Raw genomic sequence first — 18534 nt, forward strand, 5'->3', positions numbered from 1 at the left:
AGAATATTCATACGCAAAATTAACACCTGCATTAAATATATTGATGCGCCGCGCTTCGCCGCCGTCATGTTATTTTCATTCTGCATACCGATAATCTAATGGGTATTTTCGCCATGGTGAATGGCGCGAATGATTAACCCGAAAAAAATGCTGAAAATAAGCCCGCTGGTCGGGCTTTTTTGCGTGGGCCTCTCGCCTCCCCCCCGGTCACGACACAAAATGCCCATGACATCCCGTGCCGGTCTGTATACGATGCATATACGAATCATATATGGACTGTCTCTATGGGAATCGTCAAAATCTCCGATCTATTGCACGATGATATTCGTGATGCCAGCAAAGCTATGTCCCGCTCCGTCAATGCCCAGGCGGAATACTGGATCCGTCTGGGCATGATGAGCGAGCTCTACCCCGAGCTTAACCACCAGCAGATCAAACTGCTGATGCTGAAATCCGGCTCTGACCGTCTGCTGGAGGTAATCAATGCCATCAATAATCATTAAAACCGCCGATGAACTCGCACGTCAGCGCCATGCCGGCCAGCTGCTGGCGTCGGTGTTTGATATGCTGGATACCTTTATCGTTCCCGGCGTAACGACGATGGCGATTAACGATCGAGTGGAAGATTTTATCGTCAACCAACTGCATGCCCGCCCGGCCAGCAAGGGGCAATACGATTTTCCCTATGTGTTGAACACCTCCATTAACGATGTGGTGTGCCACGGGATCCCCAAAGCGACCGAACATCTGCGCGCCGGGATGATTGTTAACGTCGATATCACCCTGGAGAAAGCGGGCATGATTGCCGACTCCAGCAAGATGTACCTGATAGGCGACGTCTCCCCGCTGGCCCGCCGGCTGGTAAAGACCACCTATGAAGCGATGTGGAAAGGCATTGAGGTGGTGAAACCTGGCGCGACGCTGGGCGATATTGGCCACGCTATTCAGCGCTGGGTCGAGGACCATGGCTACAGCGTGGTCAGAGAATATTGCGGTCACGGCGTCGGCCAGGAAATGCATGAGGAACCGCAGGTGCTGCATTACGGCCGCCCCGGGGAAGGCGCCGTGTTGCGCGAAGGAATGGTGTTCACCATTGAGCCGATGGTGAACCAGGGCGACAGCCGCATCAAAACCAAAAAAGATGGCTGGACTGTCGTCACCCGCGATAAAAAACTCTCCGCGCAATGGGAGCACACCGTGGCCGTCACCGCCAACGGATTTGAGGTGCTGACGCTACGCGACGACGAGCAGTCGCGGATCCGCTAAGTTTTCTTCTCCCGGCATAGCCGACATTTCTCGCTGGCGAGTACCTCTCTTCGTCAGCGCACTTTATTCCCTGGCCTCTATTGCCCCCCGCGTTCTCCACACCGCGCCGGGAGTGTCTGCTTTACTCCTCATAAAGTTAATCATAAAACGATAAATATTTATTGTAAAACGATAAACACCAGGCTAACCTGCGCTCACTTTAACACCAGGGAGAAGCGGTATTCCCTCACCTGGATGTCGTACCGCGTTAAGGAGAAAACATGCGCTGGAACCGCTATCGCCGGGACAGACAGATCATTGCCGCCGTGCTGGTTTTTACCGTCATCGTGGCGGCGGGGATCGCCCTGCAGCCCGGCTTTCATCCCCCCAGCTCCCGGACGACGGGGGATAAACAGCTGGTCTCGATATTAACGCCCCTGCTTAATGGCGCCCGCGGACAGGTCGCCGCAGCGCTGATTACGCCTCAGGGGGTGCGCTACGGTCTGTGGGGGAGCGAGTATACGACACAGTATGAGATCGCCAGCCTGAGCAAAACCATGACCGCCAGCCTGCTGCTGGAGGCTATTCGCCGCGGCGAAGTCACCGCGCAGACGCCGGTGTCGGCGCTGGTCCCGGAGATTGTCAGCCCGGTGCGGGATGTTACCCTGGAGCAACTGGTTTCTCACCGTTCAGGACTGCCACCGCTCACCGCGTCGGTTGGGCAGCGGCTGGCTATTCTGAGCGATATTGCCCGGCGGCAGAATCCCTGGCGCTACGATCGACCCGCGCTGATCGCGATGATGAACCAGGCCACCCTGCAGCCGACGAAATGGTTTGATTATTCCAACGCCGGGTTTGCCCTGCTCGGACTGGCGCTGGAGCGGGCGTCCCATCGCGATTTTGCCACACTGATGGCGCAACGGGTCTTTGCCCCCACCGGAATGCAGGGCGCGGAAGTGGCCCGGCACAATACTCCAGCCTCGCCGACGTTTACCATGGGCTGGTCAGCCTCTGGTTTCCCTCAGCAGCCATGGGTGATGGACGCCTTCGCCCCCGCCGGCGGCGTCCGCGCCACGATTGTCGATATGGCGAAATATGCCCAGGCGCTGCTGGCAGGAAACCTGGCGGGCAGTGAAGGCATGCACTCCCTGTTCGCCACCGATGATCCCGATTCCCGGGTGGGTTATGCCTGGTTCACTACCCGCGTCCGCGGACGGGAGATCGTCTGGCATGACGGGCAGAGTGGCGGCTTTGCGGCAATGATGGCCTTCGACCGACAGCGACAGACCGCGGTAGTGATCCTCTCCGATACCGCCTGGCCGGTGATCGGACCTGCCATCAAGCTCTTACTGGCTGCCACCCCTGATGAACAGGAGGCGCGTAATGAACGGAATTGACATCCTCTGGGCGCTGTTAACGCTGTTGTCGGTGATCCTGTTTATTTCCGGCGACTGGCTGGCGCAGCGAAAAATACGCCTGCTCAATTATGTTTTGCTGGCGACCGGGGTTATTTATCTCGCCGAGGTTTTCCAGACCCTGCAGAATCTCGGCAAAATGGGCTACCTGTTTCGGATGCTGACCTGGACCATCCAGTCGTCGGTCATCACCCTCAGCCTCTACCGCGTCTGGACCCGTCCGTGGTTTGCCAGCCGTCGTCGCGGCGTCCGGGCGATGAGCGTTGTCTTCGCCGTGGCCCTTATGTCATGCTTGGCGCGGCTGGTGCTTTAATTATTCTCATCAATCAGGAAGGTAAATTGTGAAGCAATCCAGAACCCGGCTGAGTCTGGCTATTATTAGCGGCATACTGCCCCTCTTTTTTATGCTCGCCCTGATCGTGCCGCTGTGGATTTTCTTTACCGGCGAACGATATTTTCTTTCCACCCTGCTGCACTTTGCTGAAGTGCCGTTAACCGACAACCCGGCCCAGGCGCCGGGGATGGCGAGACGTTTGCTGCTGCTGGCCCTGCTGTATCTTCCGGCCGGGCTGTTCGCGTTCGCTATCTGGCAGGGCATGAAGGTAACCCGTAGCGTCCGCCAGCGCAGCGTGCTCAGCCTCTCCCTGGCGCACAGCGTTCGTTACATCGCTCTGGCCATGGTGGGCATGGGGATCCTGTTGCCGGTGTGCCGCTTTCTGATCCCGCTGCTCGCCTGGTGGCCGCAGCCTTATTATCAGGTGGTGTTTCTGCTCAGCGACGGGGTGCTGCTTCTGACAGGAAGCTTGCTGTTTGTGACATTTCACGCCATGCTCCACGGGATCCGTGCTGAAGAAGAGAATAAGGAGTTTATTTAACGATGGCTGTGGTGGTGAATCTGGACAAACTGCTGGTGGAAAAAAAGATGACGTCCAGGGCGCTGGCGGCCTTTGTAGGCATTACCGAACAGAACCTGTCGCTGCTCAAGTCGGGAAAAGTCAAAGGCATCCGTTTTGATACCCTGTCCCGCATCTGCGAGGCGCTGGAATGTCAGCCCGGTGATATCCTCGCCTGGGAACCCGACTGAGGCGATACTCTGCTGTCGGACGACGGCAAGGATTGTTTTCATGAAATGTACTCTACGTGCGCGTCACCCCAGTAGTCACTGCTGACGCGCGCTGAAACCGCCCACCGCGTTACCCTTTACGTCCTGCATCCGCTTACCCTTCACCGCGTTTTTCTTACCTTAGCGATAGCGAATAATGACATCCGCTTCACTGTGCTGTGCATTTCGCCAGTGGAGACTGACCTCACCGCGATCATCCGGCATGGCATAGCGAGGGGGGTTGTCTGTCAAGGCGACCTGTTCCGGTGAACGGTGCTGGCACGAAACATCGATACGATTGCGCTGCGGCGCGATAAGACAGGCCGGATTGATGACACGTCCCGAAAAATGAACCTGACCGGAGAGCGCAGCAGACGACGCCAGCGGTGCCAGACACAGACATATTAGAGCGAGACGGAGCGGAGACATAGCAATCTTCCTTGATAGCGAGTGACACTGCGCGGCACAGAATCGTTCTGTGCCATCCAACCTGCGGCTTCCTGCCGCGATCTTCACGCTACGGCAAAATAGCGGCAGCGTAAACGATTATTCTGCCCTCTCCGGTCAACTGCCGGGAATAACAGCAACTTTTTGCCAGGACTTTGCCAAAACAGGCGTCCCCGGGAAATAATACATTCTGTATATAGAATCCAATTACAATATTAAATGAGATTATACTTACACCAAAAAATAAAGATTGTTACAGCTTAACACACCTTATCCATGGGCCTTTACGACGTTCTCCGTATAATCCCGCCCCCGACGGCAGTATACATTAGTGATGCTTACCGTTTTTTGTGAACAGAAATAAAAAACATGCTTTAAAAATGTTAAGCGATTTAATTAACTTGTGATTATTTAATAAGGTTTGAGTATGAAAGAAAAAGGCACCCTGCTGGTTGTGGGTTCACTGCTGGCCTTCAGTCTGGCTACTGTGACCCCCGCCCGCGCGGCGGGCACACTGAATTTCACCGGTAAAATTATTAACGAGTCGTGCCAGATCGCCAACAACGGTGGCGATGTGAATGTCGATTTTGGCAACGTCGATATGTCGGCGCTGAAATCACATGAAGCGAAAACCGCAGAAACACCGTTTACCATCAACCTGACCGGCTGCCCGCTGGCGCAGAATATCAGTATTAGCCTGGAGGGTACCCCGGACACCAATGCTAACGGCACCAGCGCCGCCGTGCTGGCGCTCTCCGACGCCGCGGATACCGCCAAAGGCGTGGGCATTGAAGTCTTCTCTTCCCCTGACGGCTCAACGGAAGGCACTCAGTTGACCTTTGACAAGCAGAGCAAAACGGCGGTTTCGCAAGCCGACGAAAACGGTGATATTGCCTTTAATTTTATTGCCGATCTCAAGAGCGATTCCTCCCTGGATGTCACCGCCGGCAATATTAATGCCACGGCCAATATTGATATTGTATATGAATAGAATGTGCTGATTGCCGCTTTTACCGAGGGCAGCATCCCCTGCCCTTATTTTCATTCCTCGTGACCGGATCCACAATTATGCAGTGTTATAAAATGGCTTTTTTCCTGAGCCTTCTCTTTTGTCCGCTCCTGGCGTCTGCTGCCGGGGTTGCCATTGCCGGCACGCGTGTCATTTATAATGAACAAAGTCATGAGGCCGACATCACGGTAAAAAACACCAATCCTCACGATCCGGTACTTATTCAGAGCTGGGTAGACGATCTGGCTGGTAATAATAAATCACCGTTTATCGTCACCCCGCCATTGTTCCGTCTGGACGCCGGAGACAGCAACGATCTGCGCGTGTTATTAACCTCGGCGCAACTGCCAAACGATCGGGAAAGTTTGTTCACCCTGAATATCAAAGTGATTCCTGCCAATACCGCGCCGGCTGGCGAGAACATTCTGCAATTTGCTATTAAGAATCAACTTAAGCTCATTTATCGCCCGGCAGGACTCCCCGGCTCGGCGCTCGACGCGGCGCAGCACCTGCGCTGGCACGTCAGTGGCAACCACCTGCAGGCGGAGAATACCTCCCCCTATTATGTGACTATCACCACGCTCACCTGCGCGGGCCAGAACCAGAAAACACCGCTTGAGCACAGCGTGATTGTCCCTCACAGCCGTGAAGAGTACGCCCTGCCCGGCGAGGCCTGCACCCGCCAGGTGAGCTGGCGCATTTTGGATGATTTTGGCGCTGTGCAGACGTTTAGCGCTCCCGTTTCGGCGCACTAAGCGCCTGATGTCGCGATGCGCCACGGCCCGGCTCATACCGTTACCGTCGTCAGCCTCTCCATCCTGCTGGGCGGACAGAGCGCGCCCTTGCACGCCCAGGCGACCTTTAATATGGATCTGCTGGAAAAAAACGACCATTTGCCGGCGGTGGATCTGCAGCGCTTCAATCAGCAAACGAGCCAGCCGCCTGGCGACTATCCGGTCAGCTGGCAGGTCAACGGCGTCACCCTGGATGCCCGTAAGATCATCACGTTTCGCCAGAATGACCGCGGGCAGCTGACGCCCTGCCTTAAGCCGGAAGATCTGCTGCAGGCCGGTGTTAATCCGGCCGTGCTGTCCCAGGCGTCCGGCGCAACCTCCCGCTCATGTCCCGAACTCGCCACGCTGTTGCCGGGCAGTACGGTCAATTTCGATTTTGCCCATCAGCGGCTGGCAATGACCCTTCCCCAGGCGCTGATGACGCGCCAGGCGAGGGATAATGTTCCTTCTGCGCTGTGGGATGAAGGTATCAGCGCCTTTCAGAGCAATTACCGCTATTCAGGCGCCAGCCAGCGTACCCGCGAGGGCAACACTGAGCGCGATAACTATCTGATGTTGAAAAGTGGCGTGAACGCCGGCGCCTGGCGCCTGCGCGCCAGCAACAGCCTGACCGCCAACAGCGACGATAAGCCCCACTGGACCACCAGCGGCGCCTGGCTTGAGCGCGATCTGACGCGCTGGCGGAGTGAACTGACGCTCGGGGATACCTTCACGTCGGGCGATGTGTTCGACGCGGTACAGTTTCAGGGAATTGCCCTCGCCTCCAGTGATGCGATGCTCCCGGACTCGCAGAAAGGTTTTGCCCCGACCATCCGTGGGATAGCCAGAACCAACGCCCAGGTCACGGTTCGGCAAAATGGCTACGTGCTGTATCAAACCTACGTCACCCCTGGCGCGTTCGTGATTGACGATCTTTATCCCACCGCCAGTAGCGGCAATCTTGAGGTTGCCGTCAAAGAGTCGGATGGCGAAATCCGCCGCTTCACCCAGCCGTATGCATCGGTCACCAGCATGCAACGCGAAGGCAGCCTGAAATACAACCTGGTCGCCGGGCGCTATCATAGCGACGATGCCAGCCAGCGGCCGTTGATGATGCAGTTGTCGCTGATGCGCGGGTTCGCCCACAACCTGACACTGTTTGGCGGACTGCAGAGCGCGGCGCAATACCACAACCTCTCGCTCGGCGTGGGACAGGGGCTGGGTGATGCCGGGGCGCTCTCGCTGCAGCTGTTAAACGCCCGCGACCGGCACCAGCAGGATCCGATCGATGGCCGGGCCTGGCAGCTCCAGTACAGCAAAGGTTTTGATCGTCTTGGCACGCAGTTCACCTTCACCGGCTGGCGTTATTCGCATCAGCGCTATGCCACGCTGAGCGAGGCGTATTCCAGCCCGGATCCCGACGCCGACTCGCGGGATAACGACAACAAAAAAACGACCCTGCAAATCACTGCCAGCCAGAGCCTGCCGTACGATATCACCCTCTATCTGAGCCTCGACCAGGACAGCTACTGGTCAGAGGGCGCCCCACAGCGTACCGCCAATATGGGGATCAGCAGCCAGGTTCACGGTATCGCGTGGTCGCTCAGCTACAGCGATGCACACAGTAGCGACGGTGACGAGGAGAATGACGAGCCGCACTCCGATAAAGTGGTGACATTGTCACTTTCAGTAGCGCTGAACCACCTGCTACCGGGGAGCTATGCCGGCTATACCCTGACCTCCTCCCGCCACAGCGCCGACAGTCAGATGGTCAGTCTCAATGGCACCATGCTGGATAATCACGCGCTCAGCTACGCCGTCAGCCAAACCCTCGATCAGCAAAACGGGCACAGCGGCAGCCTGACGGCCGGCTACAGCAGTGGAAGAGGCGATCTGAATATCGGCTACAGCCGTGACTCGCAGGCCACTCGCCTGAACTACGGCGCCAGCGGGGGTATCCTGATTCACCGCCACGGGGTGGTCTTTACGCCGGAAATGAATGGCGCTGTCGTCCTGATTGACGCCGGTGGCGCAGGCGGTGTGACCCTCGCCAACCAGAGAACCATCGCCACCAATCGCGATGGATATGCCGTGCTGCCCTTCGCTACCGCCTATCACCGCAACGACGTCGCCCTCGACAGCCACTCGCTGCCGGAGAATGTGGATCTGGCCAACAGCACCGTGACGCGGGTGCCCACTAAGGACGCGGTGGTGCTGGCGCGTTTTCACACCCACGTTGGTTATAAGGCGCTGTTTACGCTGCAGTCGCAGGGACAACCGCTGCCCTTTGGCAGCGAAGTGCGCGCCAAAGACACCAGCAGCATCGTTGCCAGCGAGGGTCAGGTGTACCTCGCCGGCCTGGCGCCGAAAGGCACCCTGTATGCACAATGGGGGCCAGGCCCTCAGCAGCACTGTACTGCCCGCTACGATCTCACCCCGACGCTGGCGCAGACACCCCATCCACTCATTTTACAGCAGACGTTAACATGTCCTTTTTAACTCTCCTGCGTCGGGCCACCCTGACGCTGTTACTCGCCCTGTTACCCCCCGCCAGCGGATGGGCCTGTACGCCGGTGTTTGTCCGCGGCCAGGCCACCACCCTTCGACTGAACGTAGGGCAACTCACCGTGCCGGCTGACGCCAGACCGGGCACCCCGCTGTATCACAAAAGTTTCGCCTGGAACCACCTTAGCGACGGCGGCGAACAGTGGATCCGCTGCGCGGACGACCCGCATGGGCTGTCGCCGCTACAGCTGAACAGTTTGCTGTCCGGGGGAGCGACGCGACCGACGGTTTATCAAACCAATCTCGCCGGCATTGGCGTTCGCGTATCGCTGCGCGCTATCGGCGGCTATGGCGGTTTTCCTGACCGGCCGACGCCCTCGCCGTTTAGCCAACGGGTGAACAATCCGGCCATATTGCCTGATGCGGTGTGGAAACTGGGCTATTTCCGCCTGACGATTGAGCTTATTAAAACCGGTCCCGCGGCGACACCGGGCGAGCTTGAGTATCACAGCGAGCACTTTTTAATGGCAGAGCATACCCCGCTGGCCGCGTTAGACTTAAGCGGCAGGGTCAACACCGCGGGATGTTCCGTGAATGACGCCACGCCAGCGCTGATTAAGCTGCCCGCCGCGATGCTTGACCACTTCGGCGGCGTCGGCAAAACCACCGGCGACACGCCTTTCGCGCTGCAACTGGATTGCAACAGCGCTGTGACTATTTCCCTGCGTGTTGACGGCGCGGAGCCCCTCACCGCCCGGGGGCATGGCGTTCTGCGCAATGACGCCACGGACGATCGGGCGCAGGGTATTGGTGTGCAACTGCTTTACCATCGCCAGCCGGTTTCCCTGAATCATGAGATGACGCTGGGCAGCGCGAGTGCGGGCCGGTTTATCCTGCCGCTCACGGCCCGCTACTACCAGACCCGTCCCCGGATCACCGCCGGTCAGGTGTCGGCCGTCGCGACCTATACCTTACATTATGACTAGGCGATGGCGAACCGACGGATGAAGGAATTGCTCTGACCCACGAATCGTAAGAGAATAGCCGCTACACGCGACGATCTGATTACACGGGAGTTCATCATCAGCCATTCTCGTCGATTCCCCTTAGCCAGCAAAGTGGCGCTGGCCGGTGCGGCCGTCATTGCCGTGGGCATGCTGTTCAGCTGCACCAGTAAGGCCCCTAAATCCCTTGTCACGACACCGAACACTACCGCCGTCAAAGCCAGCCAGACGCACCGGGAGCCGGTACGCGGCGTGTGGCTCACCACCGTGTCGCGCCTTGACTGGCCGCCGGTCGGGTCGATTATCGCCAGCACGCCGGAAAGCCGCATCACGCAGCAGAAGCTGGCGCTGATCGCCAAACTCGATAACCTGCAGCGCCTGGGTATCAACACCGTCTTTTTCCAGGTGAAACCCGACGGCACGGCGCTCTGGCGGTCGGACATTCTGCCGTGGTCCGATATGCTGACCGGCAAAATCGGCGAATACCCCGGCTACGATCCGCTGCAGTTTATGCTGGATGAAGCGCACAAGCGCGGTATGAAGGTTCACGCATGGTTTAACCCCTATCGTGTCTCAGTTAACACCAAACCGTCGACCGTTGCCGAGCTGAATAACACCCTCACGCAGGTGCCGGCCAGCGTGTTCGTCCTGCACCGTAACTGGATCCGCACCGCCAGCGATCGCTTTGTCCTCGACCCGGGCATTCCCGAAGCACGGGACTGGATCACTAGCATCGTCGCTGAAGTGGTGCAGAACTACCCGATTGACGGCGTGCAGTTCGACGACTATTTCTACACCGAAACCACCTCTTCCCCGCTTAACGACAATGAAACCTTCCGCCGTTACGGACAGGGTTACGCCTCGAAGGGCGACTGGCGCCGGCATAACACCCAGCAGCTCATAGCCCAGGTTTCCACTACTATCAAAAAGCTCAATCCGAACGTCGAGTTTGGCGTGAGCCCGGCCGGGGTGTGGCGCAACCGCTCGCACGATCCGGCGGGGTCCGATACCCGTGGCGCGGCCGCCTATGATGAGTCCTATGCCGATACCCGCAGCTGGGTGCAGCAGGGACTGCTCGACTACATCGCGCCGCAGATCTACTGGCCGTTTGCCCGCGATGCCGCGCGCTATGATGTGCTGGCCAACTGGTGGGCCGAGGTGGTTAAGCCGACGCATACCCGGCTGTATATCGGCGTGGCGCTGTACAAAGTGGGTGAGCCGTCCAAAAATGAGCCTGACTGGACGGTGGATGGCGGCGTGCCGGAGCTGAAAAAGCAGCTCGACCTCAATGAAACTCTGCCGCAGATCCAGGGCACGATCCTGTTCCGCGAAAATAACCTCAATCAGCCGCAAACCCGGCAGGCGGTCAACTATCTGCGCAGCCGCTGGGGGCAACCGCAGAGCTAACCGCCAGCCGGCTTCGCTATAACGCCTGCAGCCCTTGCTGCAGGCGGGCGTGCAGCTTCAGCATATTTTCCGTAATGGCCCGCCAGACGTGGGTGGAAAAGTCCGCCGGCAGCGTCCGGCGAGCGCTTTCGATTGCCTGCGGCACATGCCCGGCAAACTCCTGGAGGATCGCCAGCATCTGCTCCCCAGGAAAGTTCACCGCTTTGGCGGTTGCCAGAAAATGACGCGGATAGATAGCGTTAATCTCTGTTTTCCGCCCTTTTGTGGCATTGAGCCCCATCGACAGCTTCAGGTCGCGCAGATGCAGTCCCGTGCCTCCTAGCACCGGAAACGCCGAAATGATGTCGTAGAACGGCGTTAGACGGTAGCTGCCACCGGGCAGCAAAAAGAGCGAGAAGTTCTTCGCATGCCCGTCCGTTGCCCCAACCAGCCACTGAAAAACCATGAATTTCATAAAGTCTGCGCGATCTTTCAGGGCTTCACTGGAGCCCAGCAGAAAGGCCATGATTGCCGCAATACCCGGCCCGCCGTCAGATTCATATTTCATCGACGACGGGATGCCAAAGGCCTGACACAGATCCTCCTGCGGCAGACGCAGCAGCACCCGTCCCTCCTGCGCCCAGCGCCGGTCAAAGCGGGTCACCGCCAGCGCGCGGATCCGCGGCGTGGTGATAATCTCTGCCTCCGGCACCGCCAGGCCCAGTTCCCTGGCCAGCGCCAGGCACAGAAACTCGTTATCCACGCTTTCACGCAGATCCAGCGTCGCATTAGGCTGCTTTATCTCGCCGATGGGCAGTTTAATGATATGCGTGGTCGGCGTGGTGCCCTGCGGAATACACCAGTGCCCGCCCATCCGCAGCAGCGCCGTTTTCTCCTGGGCGCCGGCCACCGAGATACGGAAATCATCCTGGCCGGTAATCATCCCGAGAGGGATATCCGACTGGTAGGCGGTCAGCAAAGCGGTGAGCTGCGCCTCGTCCAGCGTCTGCCAGCGCAACCCCTCGAGGTGCGCCTCTTCCCCCGGCGGTAGCAGAGTCACCGCCCCTACGCTATCCCGTCCCACTTCGGCCAGCAGATCGAACGGCTGCTTCGAGCGCGCCTGATAGCGCCTGACGATCCGATCGCGGACCTGCGGGCTGTCGGGTAGCAGGTTATCAAAATAGTGATACACCGCGTCGGCGGTGATATTGCCATACTGCAGCGGCAGCGAGAGGGAGAGCGGTCTGGCGCGCGGGCTGCGCAGCCACTCTTCGTCATAGCGAAAACTGTGCGCCCCGTTAGCCTGGCGGGTTAAGGTGCCCACGCGCACATTGTTCATCCAGGTGGTAAGCGTCGCCATTACCAGTCAAGGTCCGTGTTGTTATCGGGAGCCGGCGCCGTCTCTGTGGCTTTGGCGTTCAGCGTCATCACCACCCCTAGCGACTGGAGGATCTTAAACAGCGTGGTTAAGGTGGTTTTGTCGGGGTGATTTTCAAAATTGGACAGTGTGGCCTGCTTAATGCCGATCCGCCTGGCCAGCGCATCCTGGGTCCAGTGGTTCTGCTGGCGCAGCAGCTTCAGATAATTGGCCAGCTGCACGGGACTGTATATCTGCGGGGAATTCATCGCCTTGTTCCTCACCATCATTTATCCCCCTATCGGGATAAATTTGGTTTTATACCCCGCAGGGGATAATGTCAAGATTATACCCTGGTGGGGATAGGTGGGTGATTATCCTTGAGTGGGGATAAAACAGGAAGGATGGTGGCCAGAGACACCTTTACATGCCCGGTGACGGCTGCGCCTTACCGGGCCTACGAGCTGTCTCTGCCCGCGCCGTAACGATCCAGGCCGGGCAAACGCAGCGCCGCCCGGCATCGGGCAGCCGGGTTTAGCTGCCGCGGTAGGTCGACCACCCGCCCGGGGCGATGAGAAACGGCAGATGGAAATGGTCATCTGCCGCCTCGCCGATAACAAAATCAATCTGCGCCCGGGTAAAGACGCTCTCCCGCCCGGCGCGGGCAAACCACGCCCCGGTTTCCGCCGTTAAGCAATAGCTCCCCGCCGGCAGCGGTGCGGCGCTAAAGGTGGCGATACGCCCCTGGGCGTTGGTCACCAGGGTCACCAGCGTCTCGCCCTCCCGACTCAGGCTGACCGTCACGCCTTCCGCCGGCCTGCCGGTGGAAATATCCAGAATATGGGTGCTCAGGGTACTCATTCGCCAATCACTCCTTCCAGTCTTAACATCGTAATCTCTCGCAGCTGGGCAAGCGCCTCAGTCACTTCTTCGTCGGCGGTATGCTGCAGTCGGCGCGTCAGCGCCTGTAAAATCGCTTCGCCGCTGCGCCCTTTGGCGCGGATTAAAAACACCCGGCCAAAACGGGCCTCGTAGCGGGCATTGCCCTCCTGCAGGGCCTGCGCGAGCCGCTCATTCTCGCTGTCCACCGCCGACTGCTCCTGGCGCGACAGCGCCGCGTGCGCCTGGCCGCCGGTCGGCTTTTCACCGATCCGCGGATGGGCGCTGAGCGCCGCGTTCAGCTCGTCCTCTCCCCAGTAATCCATCGCCTCACGGGCGGTCTGCAGTAGCGCATGACGGCTGGCAAAAGGTCGCAAGTTCACCAGCGTCTCGCCCCAGGCCGGGATCGCCACGCAGGGGGCCAGCAGCCCCACTGCCTCATCTTTACTCAGGCCGTTAAACTGACTCAGCGCGATCATCCTGACTCCTTATCGTTTTCGTCGCCGCCTGCTCCTGCGGCAGAATAAGGTTCAGCGCTATCGCTACCAGCCCACCGCTGGTGGCCGCCGAACCGAACAGATCGCCGACCATCGGCGGAAAATGGCTGAGAAACGCCGGCACTGACTCCACGCCAAGGCCAGCACCAAACGCCAGCCCCACAATCAGCACATCGCGACGGCTCAGCGGGGTCTGGGTAATAATCCGGATCCCGGCCGCCACTACACAGCCAAACATCACCATCGTGGCGCCCCCCAGCACCGGCGCCGGGATCTGCCGCAGCAGTTCGCCCACCGGGGGAAACAGTCCAAGCAGGATCAGAATCACGCCAATGTAGCGTCCGACATAGCGGCTGGCCACCCCGGTCATCTGGATCACGCCGTTGTTCTGCGCGAAGGTGGTGTTCGGAAAAGCACAGAGCATGGCGGCCACCATACAGCTGACACCGTCCGCCAGGATACCGCCCTTCAGCCGGTTACGAAAAGCGTGATCATCAATAGACTGTTGCGAAATCAGCGAGTTGGCCGTCAGATCGCCCACCGCCTCCAGAATACAAACCAGCGACACCAGGGCGACCGGCAGAAATATCGCGCTGTTAAACTGAAAGCCGAACGGAAACAGCGTCGGCAGGCGAAACAGAGTGTCGCCCAGGCTGTGAAGATGGAACTGACCGCTCAGCCCTGCCGCGACGCAGCCCACGGCAATGCCCACCACCACCGAGGAGAGACGCAGCCAGCGGTTTTTGGCGCAGCTCAGCAGGACGATAACCCCGAGGGTGCCCGCCCCGAGTGCGATGTTGCTCATGCTGGCGAAATCCTCGGCCTTTTCCCCACCGCACCAGTTGATGACGCTGACTTTGATCAGACTGATGCCGATCAGCGCAATCACGCTGCCGGTGATAATGGGGGTAAAGATTTTTTTCAGCGGCTCAATAAAACGGCTGACAATCACCGGCACCAGAGCGGCGACAAAGTTAACGCCAAACAGCATCGCCATCATATCCTGCGGCCCGCCGCCCTGCGCTTTTACCCACATCCCTCCGGCCACCGTCACGCCGAGGAAGGCGAAGCTGGTGCCCTGCATGCAGATCATCCCGGCGCCAACGCCCCATACCCGATTGGACTGCAGAAAGGTGCCAATGCCCGAGGCCAGCAGCGACATACTGATGAGATACGGCAGCCAGTCGCCAAGCCCGAGGGTAGCGCCGATGATCAGCGGCGGCGTGATGATCCCCACCAGGCCCGCCAGCACATGCTGGAGAGCGCTGAAAAAGGCCGGAAGCGGTGGGATCCGCTGTTCAAGGCCGTAAAGCAAGCCACTGTAATGTTCGTCAGACATGGTGTAATCCCATAGCAAAGAGAAGTGCATGGGCTAGTGCACAAAGCAGGCCAGAGACGACAAAAGCGACCAGAAAATTTCATTAATGCTGAAAAATCATTAGCTTACATTACTCTGTTAACGTATACCCCCGCACCGCTGCAAAATCAGCACGCTGAAACGATAGATTCCTGATGCAATATTAAGAAACTTTTGATTCATAAAAAGGCAACCAATACGTCACATTGCACCAATGCGGTGCGCCGTGAGCCATCGCTGTGCTTTGAGCAGGCGGTTTTCCTCCCTCCGGCGAACTGGTACGTAAATTGCTGGAGTCAGTCACGACATCTGGATAAGGAGAATAAAATGAAAGCAATCGTGATTGGCGCCGGCATCGGCGGCTTAAGTGCGGCAGTGGCGCTCAAACAGTCGGGGATCGACTGCGACGTCTATGAAGCGGTGAAAGAGATCAAACCGGTCGGCGCGGCGATTTCCGTGTGGCCCAACGGCGTGAAGTGCATGGCCCACCTCGGCATGGGCGACATCATGGAGACCTTCGGCGGGCCGCTGCGCCGGATGGCGTATCGTGATTTCCGCAGCGGCGAGAACATGACCCAGTTCAGTCTCGCCCCGCTGATCGAACGCACCGGCAGCCGCCCCTGCCCGGTCTCCCGGGCAGAGCTGCAGCGGGAAATGCTGGATTTCTGGGGACGGGAAAGCGTGCAGTTCGGCAAACGCGTCACCCGCTGTGAGGAAGATGCCGACGGCGTGACGGTGTGGTTTACCGATGGCAGCAGCGCCAGCGGCGATCTGCTGATTGCCGCCGACGGCAGCCATTCCGCACTGCGTCCGTGGGTGCTGGGCTTTACCCCGCAGCGCCGCTACGCCGGCTACGTCAACTGGAACGGTCTGGTGGAAATAGATGAAGCGCTGGCGCCCGGCGACCAGTGGACCACCTTTGTCGGCGAAGGCAAGCGCGTCTCGCTGATGCCGGTCTCCGCCGGCCGGTTCTATTTTTTCTTTGATGTGCCGCTGCCGGCGGGTCTGGCGGAGGATCGCGACACTCTGCGCGCCGACCTCAGCCGCTATTTTGCCGGCTGGGCGCCGCCGGTGCAGCAGCTTATCGCCACCCTCGACCCGCAGACCACCAACCGTATTGAAATCCATGATATCGAGCCGTTCAGCCGCCTGGTGCGCGGCCGCGTCGCGCTGCTCGGCGACGCCGGACATAGCACCACCCCGGATATTGGCCAGGGAGGCTGCGCGGCGATGGAAGATGCGGTGGTGCTGGGCGCCGTTTTCCGCCAGACCCACGATATTGCGGCCGCCCTGCGCGAGTACGAGGCCCAGCGCTGCGACCGGGTTCGTGACCTGGTGCTGAAGGCGCGCAAGCGCTGCGATATTACCCACGGGAAGGATATGCAGCTCACCGAAGCCTGGTACCAGGAGCTGCGTGAGGAGACCGGGGAGCGCATTATCAACGGCATGTGCGACACCATCCTCAGCGGGCCGCTGGGCTGACCGTCGCCATGGATTCAATCACCGCACTCAGCGTCTGAATGGCCATTTGCGCGGGCCGCGAAAGCTGACGCGAGGGCGCGGTGCACAGCGCCAGGGTCAGCGGTCGCAGCAGCGTACTGCGCAGCGGGATAAAGGCCAGCTGTCCGCGCTGGACTTCGTCCAGCACGTCGAGCAGGCTGAGGAGCGTCACGCCGCTGCCGCGCAGCACCAGCGACTTGATGAGCCGGATATCATTGCAGCTGATGGTATTCTCCGGCGCAAAGTCATGGTGGCGATAGAGGAGCGCCACCCGCTCATGGACGATCAGCGGCGCGCCGGGCACGATATGCCGCTCCAGGCTGAGCTCGCCCAATGACAGCGCTTTCGCCCCCGCCAGGGGGTGGTCCGGGCGCATCACAATCCCCACCTCCAGTTCGGCAAAGGCCAGCACGCTGAGTCCGGCCTGCCCCTGCGGATCGAGGATCAGGCCGACGTCCAGGTCCGCCTGACGCACTTTCTGGCTGACGGTGTGGCTGTCGGCCACCTGCAGATCCAGTTCCAGCCACGGCCAGCTGGCGATGATCTCCGCCAGCGCGGCGGCGAAGCCCCCTTCCGCCAGCGCCTGCACCATCCCAACGCTGACGCTCCCGCGCTTCATCCCCTGCAGCTCATCAAATTTCTGCCGGGTCTGGCGAAACTCCTTTTGCCAGCGCAGCAGATTGTCATACAGCAGTTCACCGGCGGTGGTCATCCGCAGTCCCTCCGGCAGGCGCTCGAACAGCGGGGTGCCGAAGGCCTCCTCGGCCTGCAGGATCTGGCGGTTAATTGCCGAGGCGGAGATATGCAGCTGCTCGGCGGCCCGGCGCAAGCTGCCGCAGCGGGCCACGGCGATAAAATAGTGGGCGAAACGGGAAAAAGGACTCATGGCACCCCTGTACTCTTTTTTGCAACAGCAGAGTGAATTAATGGTGATGGATGTGAACACCCTAATATGACAACAATAATCTCACAACAATAAAACAATCACCGATGTGAGCAGGAAGAGAAATCATGAAGACAATCACCCCCACGCCCCCCGCCCATTGCACCTTTGATCCAGAGGACTGGCTGCGGCTGGCCCGCTGCTGGCACCCGGTGGCCCGCGCCTGCGATATTACCGGCGCCCCGGTGAAAGCCACCCTGCTGGACGAACAGCTGGTTATCTACCGTATTAAAGGCCAGGTGGTGGTCGCCCGCGACGTCTGCCCGCACCGCGGGGTGCCGCTGACCCTGGGGTTTCATGAAGAGGAAGGCATCGTCTGCCCCTATCATGGCCTGCGCTTTGGTGAGGATGGCCGCTGCAACCGTATCCCCTCCAGCCCGGGGCAACTCATTCCGGCCAAACTGCATCTCACCAGCTTCGCCGTGGAGGAGCGCTACGGGCTGATCTGGACCTGCCTGGCCTGCGATCCGGACAATCCGCCGCCGTTACCGACCATGCCGCACTGGGACGACGCGGGATTTCAGCAAATCAACTGCCCGGCCTTCGAGGTGAAGGGATTTGCCGGCCGCCAGGTCGAAGGCTTTCTCGATGTCGCCCACTTCGCGTGGATCCACACCGACACCTTCGCCGATCCGGACAACCAGCAGGTGCCGGACTACACCCCGCAGGATACGCCGTTCGGCTTTGTTGCCGACTACTGGAGCTCGGTGGGCAATTACCCGGCCAGCTCCGATTTCCGCGCGCCGGAAGGGTTCCAGTGGCTGCGTCACTTTGAAATGCATCTGCCGTTCACCGCTACGCTGACCATCCATTTTCCCGCCGACGCCAGGCTGGTGATCATGAACGCCGCCTCGCCGGTGTCGTCACGGGTGACGCGGATGTTTGCCCCTATTGCCCGCAATTTCGACCTGCACGTGCCGGTGGAAGACGTACATGCGTTCAACCTGCGAGTGTTCGAAGAGGACCGCCTGATGGTAGAAACCCAGCGTCCGGAGCGGCTGCCGCTGGATCTGACCCTTGAGGCGCATATTCCGGCAGACCGTAGCTCCATCGCCTACCGGCGCGGGCTGAAGAAGATGGGTTTTGGCGATTTCTTTCTGGTATGAGTGGAGGTC

General features: G+C 59.5%; 20 protein-coding genes. 13 read left to right on the top strand and 7 right to left on the bottom strand.

Annotation, left to right across the window (positions count from 1 at the left end):
- The first annotated feature begins 284 nt into the window (after positions 1–284).
- The 6 genes from FHW76_RS10210 (at position 285) to FHW76_RS10235 (ending at position 3744) form a co-directional block, all read left to right on the top strand.
- Positions 285–503, top strand: a complete 219-nt coding sequence (locus FHW76_RS10210; protein WP_002904808.1) for a ParD-like family protein — start codon at positions 285–287, stop codon at positions 501–503.
- On the top strand, positions 484–1266 hold the full coding sequence (gene map / locus FHW76_RS10215) for a type I methionyl aminopeptidase (RefSeq protein WP_008804909.1): 783 nt from the start codon (positions 484–486) through the stop codon (positions 1264–1266). The genes FHW76_RS10210 and map overlap by 20 nt, the downstream gene beginning before the upstream one ends.
- A 260-nt stretch (positions 1267–1526) precedes the next feature.
- Complete coding sequence (locus tag FHW76_RS10220; RefSeq protein WP_064170228.1) at positions 1527–2642, top strand: serine hydrolase; 1116 nt, start codon at positions 1527–1529, stop codon at positions 2640–2642.
- On the top strand, positions 2629–2973 hold the full coding sequence (locus FHW76_RS10225; protein ID WP_032730349.1) for a hypothetical protein: 345 nt from the start codon (positions 2629–2631) through the stop codon (positions 2971–2973). Before FHW76_RS10220 ends, FHW76_RS10225 begins: the two co-directional genes overlap by 14 nt.
- 28 nt (positions 2974–3001) lie before the next feature.
- On the top strand, positions 3002–3535 hold the full coding sequence (locus FHW76_RS10230) for a DUF2975 domain-containing protein (RefSeq protein WP_004205916.1): 534 nt from the start codon (positions 3002–3004) through the stop codon (positions 3533–3535).
- A 2-nt stretch (positions 3536–3537) separates the two neighbouring features.
- Positions 3538–3744 carry a helix-turn-helix transcriptional regulator gene (locus tag FHW76_RS10235; RefSeq protein WP_004205917.1) on the top strand — a complete coding sequence of 69 codons (207 nt, stop codon included), beginning with the start codon at positions 3538–3540 and terminating at the stop codon, positions 3742–3744.
- 159 nt (positions 3745–3903) lie between these two features.
- Here the strand turns inward: FHW76_RS10235 and FHW76_RS10240 are convergent, their stop codons facing one another.
- A complete protein-coding gene (locus FHW76_RS10240; protein ID WP_008804913.1) occupies positions 3904–4191 on the bottom strand; it encodes a type 1 fimbrial protein in 288 nt (95 codons plus the stop codon).
- A gap of 445 nt (positions 4192–4636) precedes the next feature.
- Between FHW76_RS10240 and FHW76_RS10245 the strand changes: the two genes are divergently transcribed.
- The 5 genes from FHW76_RS10245 to FHW76_RS10265 all read left to right on the top strand — a co-directional run bounded on the left by FHW76_RS10245 (position 4637) and on the right by FHW76_RS10265 (position 10907).
- Positions 4637–5200 (top strand): fimbrial protein, encoded by a 564-nt coding sequence (locus FHW76_RS10245; protein ID WP_012968240.1) that lies wholly within the window; start codon positions 4637–4639, stop codon positions 5198–5200.
- Positions 5201–5277: 77 nt separating this feature from the next.
- Positions 5278–5973, top strand: coding sequence for a molecular chaperone (locus tag FHW76_RS10250; RefSeq protein WP_183476625.1), 696 nt, complete (start codon positions 5278–5280; stop codon positions 5971–5973).
- 15 nt (positions 5974–5988) lie between these two features.
- Positions 5989–8490 (top strand): fimbria/pilus outer membrane usher protein, encoded by a 2502-nt coding sequence (locus FHW76_RS10255; RefSeq protein WP_183476627.1) that lies wholly within the window; start codon positions 5989–5991, stop codon positions 8488–8490.
- Complete coding sequence (locus tag FHW76_RS10260; protein WP_039103406.1) at positions 8478–9482, top strand: fimbrial protein; 1005 nt, start codon at positions 8478–8480, stop codon at positions 9480–9482. The genes FHW76_RS10255 and FHW76_RS10260 overlap by 13 nt, the downstream gene beginning before the upstream one ends.
- 132 nt (positions 9483–9614) lie before the next feature.
- Complete coding sequence (locus FHW76_RS10265; protein WP_012541751.1) at positions 9615–10907, top strand: glycoside hydrolase family 10 protein; 1293 nt, start codon at positions 9615–9617, stop codon at positions 10905–10907.
- 16 nt (positions 10908–10923) lie between these two features.
- Here the strand turns inward: FHW76_RS10265 and FHW76_RS10270 are convergent, their stop codons facing one another.
- The 5 genes from FHW76_RS10270 to FHW76_RS10290 all read right to left on the bottom strand — a co-directional run bounded on the left by FHW76_RS10270 (position 10924) and on the right by FHW76_RS10290 (position 14958).
- Complete coding sequence (locus FHW76_RS10270) at positions 10924–12246, bottom strand: type II toxin-antitoxin system HipA family toxin (protein WP_008804919.1); 1323 nt, start codon at positions 12244–12246, stop codon at positions 10924–10926.
- Complete coding sequence (hipB, locus tag FHW76_RS10275) at positions 12246–12512, bottom strand: type II toxin-antitoxin system antitoxin HipB (protein ID WP_008804920.1); 267 nt, start codon at positions 12510–12512, stop codon at positions 12246–12248. The genes FHW76_RS10270 and hipB overlap by 1 nt, the downstream gene beginning before the upstream one ends.
- Positions 12513–12777: 265 nt before the next feature.
- Complete coding sequence (gene uraH / locus FHW76_RS10280; RefSeq protein WP_008804921.1) at positions 12778–13104, bottom strand: hydroxyisourate hydrolase; 327 nt, start codon at positions 13102–13104, stop codon at positions 12778–12780.
- Positions 13101–13601, bottom strand: a complete 501-nt coding sequence (uraD, locus tag FHW76_RS10285) for a 2-oxo-4-hydroxy-4-carboxy-5-ureidoimidazoline decarboxylase (protein WP_008804922.1) — start codon at positions 13599–13601, stop codon at positions 13101–13103. The genes uraH and uraD overlap by 4 nt, the downstream gene beginning before the upstream one ends.
- Positions 13579–14958 (bottom strand): nucleobase:cation symporter-2 family protein, encoded by a 1380-nt coding sequence (locus FHW76_RS10290; RefSeq protein ID WP_049155219.1) that lies wholly within the window; start codon positions 14956–14958, stop codon positions 13579–13581. Before FHW76_RS10290 ends, uraD begins: the two co-directional genes overlap by 23 nt.
- 345 nt (positions 14959–15303) lie before the next feature.
- Here FHW76_RS10290 and hpxO point away from each other — a divergent pair, with 345 nt between their 5' ends.
- On the top strand, positions 15304–16458 hold the full coding sequence (gene hpxO / locus FHW76_RS10295; protein WP_008804924.1) for an FAD-dependent urate hydroxylase HpxO: 1155 nt from the start codon (positions 15304–15306) through the stop codon (positions 16456–16458).
- Here hpxO and hpxR read toward each other — a convergent pair.
- On the bottom strand, positions 16439–17362 hold the full coding sequence (hpxR, locus tag FHW76_RS10300) for a LysR family hpxDE operon transcriptional regulator HpxR (RefSeq protein ID WP_008804925.1): 924 nt from the start codon (positions 17360–17362) through the stop codon (positions 16439–16441). The two genes, hpxO and hpxR, sit on opposite strands and share 20 nt — an antisense overlap.
- Positions 17363–17487: 125 nt before the next feature.
- On the opposite strand from hpxR, the gene hpxD reads away from it, so the two are divergent.
- Positions 17488–18525 (top strand): molybdenum cofactor-independent xanthine hydroxylase subunit HpxD, encoded by a 1038-nt coding sequence (gene hpxD / locus FHW76_RS10305; protein WP_183476629.1) that lies wholly within the window; start codon positions 17488–17490, stop codon positions 18523–18525.
- The last annotated feature ends 9 nt before the right edge of the window (positions 18526–18534 follow it).

The organism is Klebsiella sp. RC2, assembly GCF_014192815.1.
Classification (GTDB): domain Bacteria; phylum Pseudomonadota; class Gammaproteobacteria; order Enterobacterales; family Enterobacteriaceae; genus Klebsiella; species Klebsiella variicola.

Coding starts and splice junctions, on each gene's coding strand:
- hpxD (WP_183476629.1), top strand. CDS start 17,488: ATGAAGACAATCACCCCCACGCCCCCCGCCCATTGCACCTTTGATCCA.
- uraH (WP_008804921.1), bottom strand. CDS start 13,104: ATGAGTACCCTGAGCACCCATATTCTGGATATTTCCACCGGCAGGCCG.
- FHW76_RS10240 (WP_008804913.1), bottom strand. CDS start 4,191: ATGTCTCCGCTCCGTCTCGCTCTAATATGTCTGTGTCTGGCACCGCTG.
- hpxR (WP_008804925.1), bottom strand. CDS start 17,362: ATGAGTCCTTTTTCCCGTTTCGCCCACTATTTTATCGCCGTGGCCCGC.
- FHW76_RS10210 (WP_002904808.1), top strand. CDS start 285: ATGGGAATCGTCAAAATCTCCGATCTATTGCACGATGATATTCGTGAT.
- FHW76_RS10290 (WP_049155219.1), bottom strand. CDS start 14,958: ATGTCTGACGAACATTACAGTGGCTTGCTTTACGGCCTTGAACAGCGG.
- FHW76_RS10255 (WP_183476627.1), top strand. CDS start 5,989: ATGCGCCACGGCCCGGCTCATACCGTTACCGTCGTCAGCCTCTCCATC.
- FHW76_RS10270 (WP_008804919.1), bottom strand. CDS start 12,246: ATGGCGACGCTTACCACCTGGATGAACAATGTGCGCGTGGGCACCTTA.
- hpxO (WP_008804924.1), top strand. CDS start 15,304: ATGAAAGCAATCGTGATTGGCGCCGGCATCGGCGGCTTAAGTGCGGCA.
- map (WP_008804909.1), top strand. CDS start 484: ATGCCATCAATAATCATTAAAACCGCCGATGAACTCGCACGTCAGCGC.
- FHW76_RS10235 (WP_004205917.1), top strand. CDS start 3,538: ATGGCTGTGGTGGTGAATCTGGACAAACTGCTGGTGGAAAAAAAGATG.
- FHW76_RS10220 (WP_064170228.1), top strand. CDS start 1,527: ATGCGCTGGAACCGCTATCGCCGGGACAGACAGATCATTGCCGCCGTG.
- hipB (WP_008804920.1), bottom strand. CDS start 12,512: ATGAATTCCCCGCAGATATACAGTCCCGTGCAGCTGGCCAATTATCTG.
- FHW76_RS10245 (WP_012968240.1), top strand. CDS start 4,637: ATGAAAGAAAAAGGCACCCTGCTGGTTGTGGGTTCACTGCTGGCCTTC.
- uraD (WP_008804922.1), bottom strand. CDS start 13,601: ATGATCGCGCTGAGTCAGTTTAACGGCCTGAGTAAAGATGAGGCAGTG.
- FHW76_RS10260 (WP_039103406.1), top strand. CDS start 8,478: ATGTCCTTTTTAACTCTCCTGCGTCGGGCCACCCTGACGCTGTTACTC.
- FHW76_RS10250 (WP_183476625.1), top strand. CDS start 5,278: ATGCAGTGTTATAAAATGGCTTTTTTCCTGAGCCTTCTCTTTTGTCCG.
- FHW76_RS10225 (WP_032730349.1), top strand. CDS start 2,629: ATGAACGGAATTGACATCCTCTGGGCGCTGTTAACGCTGTTGTCGGTG.